The sequence below is a fragment of the Pseudomonas sp. GW821-FHT09A09 genome, from assembly GCF_059418405.1.
The window spans coordinates 1-12198 of sequence record NZ_JBWKPU010000024.1; the positions used below are offsets into that span (position 1 = coordinate 1).

The 12198-nt window shown below is 60.6% G+C and carries 13 protein-coding genes; 1 reads left to right on the forward strand and 12 read right to left on the reverse strand.

Going from position 1 to position 12198, the window contains the following annotated elements; genetic code table 11:
- Positions 1–87: 87 nt before the first annotated feature.
- The 3 genes from AC07OV_RS20110 to AC07OV_RS20120 form a co-directional block, all read right to left on the reverse strand.
- The gene (locus AC07OV_RS20110; protein ID WP_495092839.1) at positions 88–1701 is read right to left on the reverse strand and encodes an NAD(P)/FAD-dependent oxidoreductase; all 1614 of its coding nucleotides are present in this window, start codon (positions 1699–1701) and stop codon (positions 88–90) included.
- Between the two features lie 107 nt (positions 1702–1808).
- Complete coding sequence (locus tag AC07OV_RS20115; RefSeq protein WP_495092840.1) at positions 1809–2480, reverse strand: COG3650 family protein; 672 nt, start codon at positions 2478–2480, stop codon at positions 1809–1811.
- 97 nt (positions 2481–2577) lie between these two features.
- Complete coding sequence (locus AC07OV_RS20120) at positions 2578–3177, reverse strand: short chain dehydrogenase (RefSeq protein WP_495092841.1); 600 nt, start codon at positions 3175–3177, stop codon at positions 2578–2580.
- A 104-nt stretch (positions 3178–3281) separates the two neighbouring features.
- Between AC07OV_RS20120 and AC07OV_RS20125 the strand changes: the two genes are divergently transcribed.
- On the forward strand, positions 3282–4190 hold the full coding sequence (locus tag AC07OV_RS20125) for a LysR family transcriptional regulator (protein ID WP_495092842.1): 909 nt from the start codon (positions 3282–3284) through the stop codon (positions 4188–4190).
- On the opposite strand, the gene AC07OV_RS20130 is transcribed toward AC07OV_RS20125, so the two are convergent.
- The 9 genes from AC07OV_RS20130 to AC07OV_RS20170 form a co-directional block, all read right to left on the reverse strand.
- Entirely contained in the window at positions 4187–4672 is a 486-nt protein-coding gene (locus AC07OV_RS20130; RefSeq protein WP_495092843.1) for a DoxX family protein, read from the reverse strand. The two genes, AC07OV_RS20125 and AC07OV_RS20130, sit on opposite strands and share 4 nt — an antisense overlap.
- Positions 4669–5445 carry an HvfC/BufC N-terminal domain-containing protein gene (locus AC07OV_RS20135; protein ID WP_176994750.1) on the reverse strand — a complete coding sequence of 259 codons (777 nt, stop codon included), beginning with the start codon at positions 5443–5445 and terminating at the stop codon, positions 4669–4671. The genes AC07OV_RS20130 and AC07OV_RS20135 overlap by 4 nt, the downstream gene beginning before the upstream one ends.
- Positions 5442–6320, reverse strand: coding sequence for an MNIO family bufferin maturase (gene bufB / locus AC07OV_RS20140; RefSeq protein ID WP_176994751.1), 879 nt, complete (start codon positions 6318–6320; stop codon positions 5442–5444). Before bufB ends, AC07OV_RS20135 begins: the two co-directional genes overlap by 4 nt.
- A gap of 23 nt (positions 6321–6343) precedes the next feature.
- Positions 6344–6640, reverse strand: coding sequence for a BufA1 family periplasmic bufferin-type metallophore (locus AC07OV_RS20145; protein WP_116628314.1), 297 nt, complete (start codon positions 6638–6640; stop codon positions 6344–6346).
- A 279-nt stretch (positions 6641–6919) separates the two neighbouring features.
- Positions 6920–7621, reverse strand: coding sequence for an ABC transporter ATP-binding protein (locus AC07OV_RS20150; RefSeq protein WP_065932826.1), 702 nt, complete (start codon positions 7619–7621; stop codon positions 6920–6922).
- Between the two features lies 1 nt (position 7622).
- Positions 7623–8390 (reverse strand): high-affinity branched-chain amino acid ABC transporter ATP-binding protein LivG, encoded by a 768-nt coding sequence (livG, locus tag AC07OV_RS20155; protein ID WP_078741162.1) that lies wholly within the window; start codon positions 8388–8390, stop codon positions 7623–7625.
- Entirely contained in the window at positions 8387–9640 is a 1254-nt protein-coding gene (locus AC07OV_RS20160; RefSeq protein WP_058425230.1) for a high-affinity branched-chain amino acid ABC transporter permease LivM, read from the reverse strand. The genes livG and AC07OV_RS20160 overlap by 4 nt, the downstream gene beginning before the upstream one ends.
- Positions 9637–10560: a high-affinity branched-chain amino acid ABC transporter permease LivH gene (gene livH / locus AC07OV_RS20165; RefSeq protein ID WP_176994753.1), complete on the reverse strand. Its 924-nt coding sequence runs from the start codon at positions 10558–10560 to the stop codon at positions 9637–9639. The genes AC07OV_RS20160 and livH overlap by 4 nt, the downstream gene beginning before the upstream one ends.
- Positions 10561–10789: 229 nt before the next feature.
- A complete protein-coding gene (locus tag AC07OV_RS20170; RefSeq protein WP_176994754.1) occupies positions 10790–11917 on the reverse strand; it encodes a branched-chain amino acid ABC transporter substrate-binding protein in 1128 nt (375 codons plus the stop codon).
- Positions 11918–12198 lie beyond the last annotated feature (281 nt).

Sequence of the window (12198 nt, forward strand, 5' to 3'; positions counted from 1 at the left end):
CCGGCTTGCCGGCGATGAGGCCCTTGAATTCAACGTTGATTTCAAGACCGCCATCGCCGGCAAGCCGGGCTCCTACAAAGTGATGGGTCAGGCCTCCAGGCCCAACATATCCCGGGCCAAGGCTTCGGCAATACGGATGCCGTCCACACCTGCCGACAGGATCCCACCGGCATAACCGGCACCTTCACCGGCTGGGAACAGCCCTTTGACGTTCAGGCTCTGCATCGATTCGTTACGGGTAATCCGCAGCGGCGACGACGTGCGCGTCTCGATCCCGGTCAATACCGCGTCGTGCAGCGAATAGCCCTTGATCTGTTTCTCGAACGCCGGCAACGCTTCACGAATGGCTTCGATGGCAAAGTCCGGCAGCGCGAGCGCCAAGTCACCCAGGGACACCCCTGGCTTGTAGGAAGGTTCCACACTGCCGAGGGCCGTGGACGGCTTGCCGGCGATGAAGTCACCCACCAACTGTGCCGGTGCCTCGTAGTTGCTGCCGCCAAGGATGTAGGCGTGGGACTCCAGGCGCTCCTGCAACTCGATACCGGCCAGCGGGCCGCCCGGGTAGTCCACCTCAGGGGTGATGCCCACCACGATGCCCGAGTTGGCATTGCGCTCGTTACGCGAGTATTGGCTCATGCCGTTGGTGACGACGCGGTTCGGCTCGGAAGTGGCTGCCACCACGGTACCGCCCGGGCACATGCAGAAGCTGTAGACCGAACGACCGTTCTTGGCGTGGTGCACCAGTTTGTAGTCGGCCGCGCCGAGTTTCGGGTGCCCGGCGTACTTGCCCAGGCGCGCGGCGTCGATCAACGATTGCGGGTGTTCGATACGGAAGCCCACCGAGAACGGCTTGGCCTCCATGTACACACCGCGGCCGTGGAGCATGCGGAAGGTGTCGCGGGCACTGTGGCCCAGGGCCAGGATCACGTGTTTGGAGAGGATCTGCTCGCCGCCATCCACTACAACGCCGTTCAGTTGGCCGTCGTCGATCAGCACATCGGTCACACGCTGCTCAAAACGCACTTCACCGCCCAGGGCGATGATCTGCTCGCGCATGTTTTCCACCACGCCCGTCAGGCGGAAGGTACCGATGTGCGGTTTGCTGACGTAGAGGATCTCTTCCGGTGCGCCGGCCTTGACGAACTCGTGCAGCACTTTGCGACCGTGGAATTTCGGGTCCTTGATCTGGCTGTAGAGCTTGCCGTCGGAGAAGGTCCCGGCACCGCCTTCACCGAACTGCACGTTGGACTCGGGGTTGAGCACGCTTTTGCGCCACAGGCCCCAGGTGTCCTTGGTGCGCTGGCGCACTTCCTTGCCGCGCTCGAGGATGATCGGCTTGAAGCCCATCTGGGCCAGCAACAGCCCAGCGAAAATCCCGCATGGGCCAAAGCCCACCACGATTGGACGCTCTGCCAGGCCTTCCGGCGCCTGGCCTACCACTTTGTAGCTGACATCCGGCGCCGGGTTGACGTTGCGGTCATCAGCGAACTTGAGCAGCAGGGCGGCTTCGCCCTTCACGTTCAAATCGATGGTGTAGATGAAGCACAACTCCGAGGACTTCTTGCGGGCGTCGTAGCTGCGTTTGAACAGGGTGAAATCGAGCAGGTCATCACTGGCGATGCCCAAGCGCTGCACGATGGCAGGGCGCAGGTCTTCTTCGGGATGGTCGATGGGCAGCTTGAGTTCGGTGATTCGTAACATGACAGGGTCCGGGTAGGCGGCGGGCAAAGAGGCCGGCTGTTTTGCAAACCGGCGATTATAAGCCCCAATGGCGGATTTCGGTCAGGTTAAAACAGCGCCGGGCCGAATCAGTCGTCGCGGGAGCCGCCGAACGCCGCGCAACCGCGCTGCACCTGGCCGTTCACGCGCAATTCGGCGGTCATGTGCTGCAGGCTGCCGCTGACCGGGTCGACGCAACGCTGCGGGGCCACCCACAGCTCGACGTGCTGGTTGTTGGCTTCGGTCATCAGGTTGAAGCGGCCGTCGCCGATCTGCTCTTCCACGTAGGGCACCGCCAACGGTGGTTGGCCTTCGCGTTCGAGCACCATGCCCTTGGCCGTGACGTTCATCGCCCAGGCCGGTTTATGGCCGTTGGCCCGCAGGATCATGCGCTTGAAGTCCGGGTCGTTGCAGGCCGAGGTCGAGCGCTCGACGCGGTAGAGCTGTTGCAGCTCCACCGAGCCCTGGGTGCCGGCCGCCACGCCAGAGAACTTGCCGCGCAGGTCGGCGAACAGTGCGCCTTGCTGGCCGGCCAGGGACGCGGCTTCCTGCAGCACGCTAGTGCCGCCCGTATCGTTGACGACGTAGTTACGCTGGTCGCCGCACGGCTGGAACAGCAGCTTGCCGCCGACCGCTGTCAGTTCACCCTGCATGCGGGTCATTCCGGCGGTAGAGGGTTTAGTCGGCTCGCTCTCGAACATCTGGCAAGCGGTGAACAAGGGCAGCAGGGCAAACAGGGCGAGGGTACGGACGGCACGCATTGATCGGTCTCCAAACAAGTGCCGCCACGTTACGCAGGCTGGCGCTGCATCACAAGCCCGCCGCCCAGCTTCAGGCGTTTCTTACAGTCGCAAAAGGTCAACCGACAATAAAGGTCTGGCCGGTTTGCAAGCCTTCGACACTTTTAGCGTAGGCCAGCGCCACATCGGCACCTGTCGCCGGTTTGAACCCGCGGAAGTACGGCGCATAGCTGTCCATGGCTTCCAGCAGGACCGTCGGGCTCACCGAGTTGATACGCAGGCCGCGCGGCAATTCGATCGCCGCTGCTTTGACGAAGGCATCCAGTGCGCCATTGACCAGTGCTGCCGAGGCGCCGGTACGAATCGGGTCACGGTTCAAGATACCGCTGGTGAAGGTAAAAGACGCGCCATCGTTGGCGTACTCGCGGCCGATCAACAGCAGATTGACCTGGCCCATCAGCTTGTCGCGCAGGCCCAGTTCAAAGTCAGTTTCGCTCATGTCAGCCAGTGGCACGAAGTTGACGCTGCCCGCTGCGCAGACCAGCGCGTCGAACTTGCCGGTCTGTTCGAACAGTTTGCGGATTGAGTTGCTGTCGCTGATATCCACCTGGAAGTCGCCGCTGCTGCGGCCGACGCTGATCACTTCGTGACGCTGCGCCAGCTCTGCCTTGACCGCTGAACCAACCGTGCCGCTGGCACCAATCAATAGGATTTTCATCGTGCTGTTCCTCCAGGGGGTAAGTGAAGGTTCAGTCTAGTGTGGCTTTTTGGGTGGATAAACGTGCTAATAGGCAACCTTTGGTTTTCAAATGGAAACAATCGATGAGCGAAATGGATGACCTGGCTGCCTTTGCCGTTCTGATCGAGGCCGGCAGTTTCACCGTGGCGGCCGAGCAACTGGGGTGCAGCAAGGGCCAGTTGTCCAAGCGCATAAGCCAATTGGAAGCACAGTATTCCGTGGTGTTGCTGCACCGCACCACCCGCAAGCTCAGCCTCACCGCCGCCGGTGCGGCCTTGTTGCCCCAGGCCCAGGCGCTCGTCGTCCAAGTGGACCGCGCCCGTCAGGCATTGGCGCGGCTCAAGGACGATTTGGCCGGGCCGGTGCGTATGACGGTTCCGGTGTCATTGGGCGAAACCTTCTTTGATGGCTTGTTGCTGGAGTTCACCAAGCGCTATCCCCAGGTGCAGATCGAACTGGAGTTGAACAACAGCTATCGCGACCTGGCGCGGGACGGGTTCGATCTGGGGGTACGTTCGGGGGCGATTGAAAACGAGCGACTGGTGGCCAAGCCGCTGCTGGCCTGGCATGAGATGACCTGCGCCAGCCCGGCCTACCTGGAACAGCATGGCGAGCCGCAGACCCCGGCGGACCTGGCCGCCCACACCTGCCTGCTCAACAGCCATTACAGCGGGCGTGAAGAATGGCTGTATCACCAGCAACATGAACTGCTACGGGTGCGGGTCAGCGGAACATTCGCGTCCAACCACTACAACTTGTTGAAGAAAGCTGCACTGGTGGGGGCGGGTATTGCGCGCCTGCCGTCCTACGTATTACCTGCCGAACTGGCTGACGGTCGACTGCGCTGGCTCCTGCGCGACTATCAGACGCGGAGCCTGCCGATGTACCTCGTTCACCCCTACCAGGGAGGGCTGCCGCGCCGCACCCAGGTCCTGGCCGATTACCTGGTGGACTGGTTCAAGCGCAGCGGCGAGGCCCTCGACCGTCTTTAACGGTAGCGACGTGCGATCAGCTGATCGATGGACAGGCAGCCCGGGCCCTTGGCAACCAGCAGCAACAATAAGGCGATCCAAGTGCCGTGGGTCGGGTAGGCGTCCGGGTACACGAACAACTGAATGGTCAGGGTCATGCCGATCAGCGCCAAGGCTGAGAAGCGGGTGGCAAAGCCCACCAGGATAAGCACCGGGAAAAAGTGCTCGGCAAACGCCGCCATGTGCGCGGCCAATTCTGGCGACAGCAACGGCACATGGTATTCGCTGCGAAACAGCGGCAGTGTCGACGCGGCCAGCCGCGGTTCTCCGAGTTGGAAGGTGCCGCTGATCAGATCGATGGCAAAGCCTTCAACTTTGGTCTGCCCGGACTTCCAGAACACCGCCGCAATCGAAAAGCGTGCGAGAAAGGCGATCAGGCTGTAGGGGATTTTTTCAAACAATGCGATGGCCCGTTTGATCAGGCACGTTGGGGATGCGTTCATGGCGATACCTTTTCTTCCAGGTGCAAATGAGTGATGGCGTCGTGGCTGATCAGCACCGTGAGGCACTGGTGCAGGTCGAATTCGGCCGAGGCTTCCAAGGCGTGTGTCACGGCCATTTCCAATTCGGTGCCGTGGCTGAGGCTGTCGATAAACGCGACCGAACCCGCGTCAATCGTGAACACCTTGACCGCCAGGCCCTGGCGTAGCACCAGCGCTCCTTGAGCGTGCCAGGGGTTCAGCGTGGCCATGGCACCCTCGGTCTGGTGGGCAGCCCACACCGCCACGACCGCATAGGCAGAATTCAAGGTGGCCAGGGACGGATGCAGTTGCAGGCGCAGTTTTCCCAGGTCGGTTTGACCTTGCAGGGCTTGAAGCACGGCCTGCTGATCCAGCGATGGTGTATCGGCCGCGTGATAAGCACGCACCCGCAGGCGCTCAAGCCTCGCCACGTCAGCCAGGTAGGGCACGCTGGCGGCGGGTTCAAAGTCCTGGATGAACGCCGGGAAGGCGCTGCCATACTCACTGATCAGCGGTTGGGTGGGCGGGCATGCCTGTACAAACAGGCCGGCCATCGCGCGGAAAAACGCCTCGCCGACCAATTGAAAGGTCACGGGGTAGGCCGTTACCAGTGCATTGATCAACGAGCTGTGAACGTTGTTGCGATACACCGCAAAACGGCTGGCCGGGTCGGCGCCGTTGCTGCTGAACAGGCCGTCGGGGCAGGGCAGGTCAGGCGATATCAACGCATTGGCAAACGCTTCATGCAGGCTCATGGGTTCACCTGCGCCAGGTGCCATTCGGCGTGTTGGGCTTCAGCCAGCAGCACGCTGAACGCCGGCACCTGGTTGTCCCTTTCGATTAACGTGGCCACCGGGCCGGTCCGTGCCAGTACCTGCTCGTACAGCTGCCATACGGCGTTGTCGATGGGCGCGCCATGGTCATCAATCAACAGTCGGTCGCCCAGGCTGTCGGTATCTTCGGCAAAGCCTGCCAGATGAATCTCACCCACAGCGTGCAAAGGCAACGCATTGATGTAGGCCAGCGGATCGCGCTGATGGTTGATGCACGACACGTAGACGTTATTGACGTCCAGCAACAGGCCGCAGCCGGTGCGACGGATGATCTCGCTGATGAAGTCAGTCTCATCCAGGGTCGAGCGCTCGAACTGCAGGTAAGTCGACGGATTCTCCAGCAGCATTGGCCGCTTGAGGGTGCTTTGCACCTGGTCGATGTGTTCGCACACCCGGTTCAGGGTCGACGCGTCATACGCCAGGGGCAGCAAGTCATTGAGAAACACCGGGCCATGGCTGGACCAGGCCAGGTGTTCGGAAAAAGAGTGGGGTTGATAGCGCTCGATCAACGTGGCCAGCCGCCCCAGGTGCTCACGGTTCAACGGGCCTTCACCGCCGATGGACAGCCCCACGCCGTGCAGCGACAGAGGGTACTGCTCGCGAATCAGCCCCAGGTAGTGATGGAACGGGCCGCCGGCCACCATGTAGTTTTCGGCGTGCACTTCAAAAAAACCGATGTCGGGTGAGGTCTCGAGCACTTCGCTGAAGTGCTCGTTCTTCAGCCCCAGCCCGGCCCTGTAGGGGAGGCCGGGCACCTGAGCCGGTGAGACGGTGTGTTGGGGTGAAAGCGTCATCATCAGTACTCAGGTTGCAAGTTGAATCAGGACTTGGCAGTGAAGGCGGCTTCCTGGCCGAAACCGGTCGGCGAGGTGGAGCTTGGCGTCTTGGCGCAGGTGCCGGCCGGGACCAGTTTCCAGGCATTGGCCTGGTCTTTGACTTTCGAGGTGCCGGCGCAGGAAGTGCCAGCGCCAGCGGCGCAATCGTTCTTGCCGGCTTCAGCGACGCCGAAGCACTTCTGCATGTCGTCGGCGGCGTGGGCGGTGGTGGTCAGGGCGGACAGGCTCAGGGCGGAACCCAGGGCCAGGACGAGGGTAGCGGCGGACAGTTTGGTGGTCATGGTGTATCTCCAGCAGTGGGTTGAGGTATCAGGCTTGTTTGCCTGCTTACTCCACTAGAGGCAGCAGGCTGGGTTTCGTTACACACTCATTGAAAATAATTTAAAAAATTCTGGGGCACACAAAAAAAGTGGGAGCGGGCGTGTGTGAGAGCCGGGCTTGCCCGCGATGCAGTCACCTCGGTGTGTCAGTCACACCGCAGTGATGCCATCGCAGGCAAGCCAGCTCCCACACAAGCCCGCTCCCACATTTTAGATCCGGTTCATACCGCTACCGGCTATTTAGCCCCCGAGGTACGCCTCGCGCACTTTCGGATCGGTCAGCAACTGCTCACCCGTGCCCTGCATTACCACCCGGCCGTTTTCCAGCACATAGGCACGGTCAGCGATTTTCAGCGCCTGGTTGGCGTTCTGCTCCACCAAGAACACCGTTACACCGTCTTTGCGCAGCTGTTCGATGATGTCGAAGATCTGCTGGATGATGATCGGTGCCAGGCCCAGGGACGGCTCGTCCAGCAGCAGCAGCTTGGGTTTGCTCATCAGCGCCCGGCCGATGGCGAGCATTTGCTGTTCGCCGCCGGACATGGTGCCGCCACGTTGGCTGAAGCGCTCCTTGAGCCGAGGGAACAGGTGCAGCACCTTGTCCATCTGCTCCTGGTAGTCGCCCTTGTCGGTGAAGAACCCGCCCATGGCCAGGTTCTCTTCCACGGTCAGGCGCGAGAACACGCGGCGGCCTTCGGGCACCACGGCAATGCTCTTGCGCATGATTTCAGCGGAATGCTTGCCGACCAGTTCTTCACCCATGTAGCGGATGCTGCCACTGTGAGCCTGGGGTGAACCGCACAGGGTCATCAGCAAGGTCGATTTGCCGGCACCGTTGGCACCGATCAGCGTGACGATCTCACCCTGGCGCACTTCCACGTTGACGCTGTGCAAGGCTTGGATCTTGCCGTAGAAAGTGGAAACGTTTTCGAATTGCAGCATTTTACGCTTCCCCCAAATAGGCTTTGATCACTTCAGGATTGTCGCGGATCTGCTCCGGGGTCCCGTCGGCGAGCGGCGTGCCCTGGTTGATCACCACGATGTGGTCGGAAATGCTCATGACCAGTTTCATGTCGTGTTCGATCAACAACACCGTGGCGTTGTTTTCCTCACGCAACACGCTGATCAGCGCCTTGAGGTCTTCGGTTTCCTTGGGGTTCAGGCCGGCAGCCGGTTCGTCGAGCATGAGGATCCGCGGGCGGGTCATCATGCAGCGGGCGATTTCCAGGCGACGTTGCTGACCGTAGGCCAGGGTGCCAGCAGGGCGGTTGGCGAACTCGGTCAGGTTGACCTTGTCGAGCCAGTACGCTGCATATTCCATGGCCTCGCGCTCGCTTTTGCGGAACGACGGGGTCTTGAACAGGCCGGCAAAGAAGTTGGTGTTCAGGTGACGGTGCTGGGCGATCAGCAGGTTCTCGACCGCCGTCATGTCCTTGAACAGCCGCACGTTCTGGAAGGTCCGCACGACGCCCTTGCGGGCGATCTCGTGACCGGCCAGGCCCTGGATCGGCTGGCCGTCCAGCAGGATGCTGCCACCGCTCGGCTTGTAGAACCCGGTGAGGCAGTTGAACACCGTGGTCTTGCCGGCGCCGTTAGGGCCGATCAGGGCAACCACTTGTTTCTCTTTCACGGTCAGGGCCACGCCATTGACCGCCAGCAAGCCGCCGAAGCGCATGCTCAAGTTTTCGACTTTCAGGATCTCGCGGCTCATTTGCGCAGCTCCATGTGTGGACGTTGCATGGGCAGCAGGCCTTGAGGGCGCCAGATCATCATCAGCACCATCATGGCGCCGAACATCAACATGCGGTATTCGCTGAACTCACGCATCATTTCCGGCAGCAGGATCATCACGATGGCCGCCAGGATCACACCCAGCTGCGAGCCCATGCCACCCAGTACCACGATGGCGAGGATGATCGCCGACTCGATGAAGGTGAACGACTCTGGCGTTACCAGGCCTTGGCGAGCCGCGAAGAAGCTGCCGGCGAAACCGGCGAACGCGGCGCCCAGGGTGAACGCGGAGAGCTTGATGATGGTCGGGTTCAGGCCCAGGGCACGGCAGGCGATTTCATCTTCGCGCAGCGCTTCCCACGCACGGCCGATCGGCATGCGCAGCAGGCGGTTGATCACGAACAGGGCCGCCAGCGCCAGCAACAGCGCCACCAGGTACAGGAACACCACTTTGCTCACCGGGTTGTAGTCGATCCCGAAGTACTCGTGGAAAGTCTGCATGCCCTCGGCAGCGCTGCGGTCGAACGACAGCCCGAAGAACGTTGGCTTGGGGATGCTGCTGATACCGTTGGGGCCGCCGGTGATATCGGTGAGGTTACGCAGGAACAGTCGGATGATTTCACCGAAGCCCAGGGTCACGATCGCCAGGTAGTCACCGCGCAGGCGCAGTACCGGGAAGCCCAGCAGGAAGCCGAACGTGGCCGCCGCCATGCCGGCCAGCGGCAGGCAGATCCAGAAGCTCCAGCCCAGGTAGTGCGACAGCAACGCGTAGGTGTAGGCACCCACGGCGTAGAAGCCCACATAACCCAAGTCCAATAGGCCAGCCAGGCCTACCACGATGTTCAGGCCCAGGCCCAGCAACACGTAGATCAGGATCAGGGTGGCGATATCGACCGCACCGCGCGAACCGAAGAACGGCCAGATCAACGCGGCGATGATCAACGCGATGATGATGTAGCGCTGGGTACGCGGCAGGGTCAGAAATTGGCTGACCTTGGGCGATACCAACGGGCCACGGTTGCTCTTGAGCAAGGCATTGAACTGATCGCTGAACAACACGCGCAGGAACATCAGCACCGAACACAGGGCGATGACGGTCAGGGTCACGGGACCGGTGCCATGCACTTCCAGGTTGATGCCGACAATGCTCAGCTTGAGGCCGAGTACCGGGAAGGCCACGGCCCATACCAGCAAGGCGCTGAAAAACGCCGATTTAAGATATCTGCTCATACTTTCTCAACCTCCGGACGGCCCAAAATGCCGGTCGGACGGAACAACAGCACCAGAACCAACAGGCCGAACGCCACGACGTCCTTGTACTGGTCGCCGAAAATATCGGCGCCGAACGCTTCGGCCACACCCAGCACCAGGCCACCGAGCATCGCGCCCGGGATACTGCCGATGCCGCCCAATACCGCTGCGGTAAAGGCCTTGAGACCTACCAGGAAGCCGGCGTTGGGGTTGATCACGCCGTACTGCATGCTCAGCAGCACCGCCGCTACGGCGGCCAGCGCAGCACCGATCACGAAGGTCAGGGCGATGATGTTGTTGGTGTTGATGCCCAACAGGTTGGCCATCTTGATGTCTTCGGCGCAGGCCCGGCAGGCGCGCCCCAGACGGGAGCGGGAGATGAACAGGGTCAGGCCCAGCATCGCCACCAGGGTGACGACGAAAACGAGGACCTGCATGTACGAAATCAGCACTTCTTGTGCGCCACCTGGGCCGAAGGAGAAGCTCCCCGGGATCAGGTTGGGAATGGACTTGTCCTTGGAGTCCTGGGACAGCAATACAGTGTTCTGCAGGAAAATCGACATGCCGATGGCGGAAATCAGCGGGATCAAACGGTTGCTGCCACGCAAGGGACGGTAGGCAACGCGCTCGATACTGTAGCCATAGGCACTGGTCACGATGATCGACGCCAGGAACGCAGCGGTCATCAACAGCGGCAGGGAGTGGATACCCAGCATGGCCAGCCCGGCAAGGGCGATGAAGGCCACGTAGGAGCCAATCATGTACACCTCGCCATGGGCGAAGTTAATCATTCCAATGATGCCGTAAACCATTGTGTAGCCAATGGCTATCAAGGCATAGGTGCTGCCAACGGTCATCCCGTTAACCAGCGTTTGGAAAAAATGATAGATCTCAGGCATTACAGCGCTCCTAAAAACCCGATACGCATTTCACTGGTGGAGTCATGTTCCGGCCCTGCGCTGTGTTCTATGAGCACATTTGCACAAAGCGTTTGCCAGCGAACCGCTGGTGACGGTTTTAAGATTTTCAGGTGAGCCAGCGCCCGGATCGCGGGTGTCAGGCCCATAAACCTCGTAAAACAAAGCCCACTGCTCTCACAGTGGGCTTGTTGGACCAGTAACGCCTGGCTTACTGAGGGGAAACTTCGGTTTTTGGTTTACCGAAGTGCCATTCGTAGACCACGAACTTGAAGTCCTTCAGGTCGCCCTTGGCGTCGAAGCTCAGGTCGCCGGTTGGGGTCTTGAAGGTGCCTGCGTGGATGGCAGCAGCCACTTTGGCGGTGTCTTCGCTCTTCGCGGCAGCGATACCGCCAGCGATGACTTCAACAGCCGAGTAGGCCGGGAACACGAACGGGCCGCTTGGGTCTTTCTTGTCTGCTACGAGCGCATCGACGATGGCTTTGTTCGCCGGGTCTGCGTCGAAGGATTTCGGCAGGGTCACCAGCAGGCCTTCGGAGGCGTTCTGGGCGATCTGCGAGATGGAGTCGTTGCCGACGCCTTCCGGGCCCATGAACTTGGCGTTCACGCCTTTTTCCTTGGCTTGGCGCAGGATCAGGCCCAGCTCAGGGTGGTAGCCGCCGTAATAGACGAAGTCGACGTTGGCTTGCTTGAGCTTCTGAATGAGCGAGCCGAAGTCTTTGTCGCCAGCGTTGATGCCTTCGAAGAGGGCAACTTTCACGCCTTTCTTCTCAAGGGTCTGTTTAACGGCGGTGGCGATGCCTTCACCGTACTGCTGCTTGTCGTGAATGACCGCAACGACTTTTGGCTTCACGTGGTCGGCGATGTAGTTACCGGCTGCAGGGCCCTGGGCGCTGTCCAGACCGATGGTACGGAACACCAGTTTGTAACCACGGGAAGTGATTTCCGGGCTGGTGGCAGCCGGGGTAATCATGATGACGCCTTCGTCTTCATAGATATCCGACGCAGGCTGAGTGGAGCTGGAGCACAGGTGACCGACTACGAACTTGACGCCGTCGTTGACCACTTTGTTGGCTACGGCAACGGCTTGTTTTGGATCGCAAGCGTCGTCGTATTCCTTGGCTTCAAGCATCTTGCCGTCTACGCCGCCTTTGGCGTTGATGTCGGCGATGGCTTGCTTGGCACCCATGAATTGCATGTCGCCGTATTGCGTCACAGGACCGGTTTTAGGGCCTGCGATACCGATCTTGATGGTGTCGGCTGCGAACGAATGGCCGGCAACCCCAGCCAGGACCATAGCGGCAAACAGTTTGGAAATCTGCTTAGTAGCCTTATTCATAGTGCTCCACTCTTACTGTTGTATTTTTTATAGTTCTAGCGGCCTTGTGAGCTGCAGAACCGGATCAGATATCTCGGATATCCCCCCGGCAGTGCCCTGGCAACTGTACCGGTACAGTGTAGAGCGCCGGTTGATCGCTTGAAAAGCTGGCTGCTGGGGGCAAAAGCCGGGTATGTCGCTTAAATGAAAGAAAAAGACAGAATTGCGGCGGGGTGATGCCAGAGTTTCGGGCAATCCTTGGCTTTCCTGACACTTTCGATCGATGCCTCATTTGCAACTGG

Coding starts and splice junctions, on each gene's coding strand:
- AC07OV_RS20150 (WP_065932826.1), bottom strand. CDS start 7,621: ATGCTGCAATTCGAAAACGTTTCCACTTTCTACGGCAAGATCCAAGCC.
- bufB (WP_176994751.1), bottom strand. CDS start 6,320: ATGATGACGCTTTCACCCCAACACACCGTCTCACCGGCTCAGGTGCCC.
- AC07OV_RS20125 (WP_495092842.1), top strand. CDS start 3,282: ATGAGCGAAATGGATGACCTGGCTGCCTTTGCCGTTCTGATCGAGGCC.
- AC07OV_RS20130 (WP_495092843.1), bottom strand. CDS start 4,672: ATGAACGCATCCCCAACGTGCCTGATCAAACGGGCCATCGCATTGTTT.
- livG (WP_078741162.1), bottom strand. CDS start 8,390: ATGAGCCGCGAGATCCTGAAAGTCGAAAACTTGAGCATGCGCTTCGGC.
- livH (WP_176994753.1), bottom strand. CDS start 10,560: ATGCCTGAGATCTATCATTTTTTCCAAACGCTGGTTAACGGGATGACC.
- AC07OV_RS20170 (WP_176994754.1), bottom strand. CDS start 11,917: ATGAATAAGGCTACTAAGCAGATTTCCAAACTGTTTGCCGCTATGGTC.
- AC07OV_RS20135 (WP_176994750.1), bottom strand. CDS start 5,445: ATGAGCCTGCATGAAGCGTTTGCCAATGCGTTGATATCGCCTGACCTG.
- AC07OV_RS20115 (WP_495092840.1), bottom strand. CDS start 2,480: ATGCGTGCCGTCCGTACCCTCGCCCTGTTTGCCCTGCTGCCCTTGTTC.
- AC07OV_RS20120 (WP_495092841.1), bottom strand. CDS start 3,177: ATGAAAATCCTATTGATTGGTGCCAGCGGCACGGTTGGTTCAGCGGTC.
- AC07OV_RS20160 (WP_058425230.1), bottom strand. CDS start 9,640: ATGAGCAGATATCTTAAATCGGCGTTTTTCAGCGCCTTGCTGGTATGG.
- AC07OV_RS20145 (WP_116628314.1), bottom strand. CDS start 6,640: ATGACCACCAAACTGTCCGCCGCTACCCTCGTCCTGGCCCTGGGTTCC.
- AC07OV_RS20110 (WP_495092839.1), bottom strand. CDS start 1,701: ATGTTACGAATCACCGAACTCAAGCTGCCCATCGACCATCCCGAAGAA.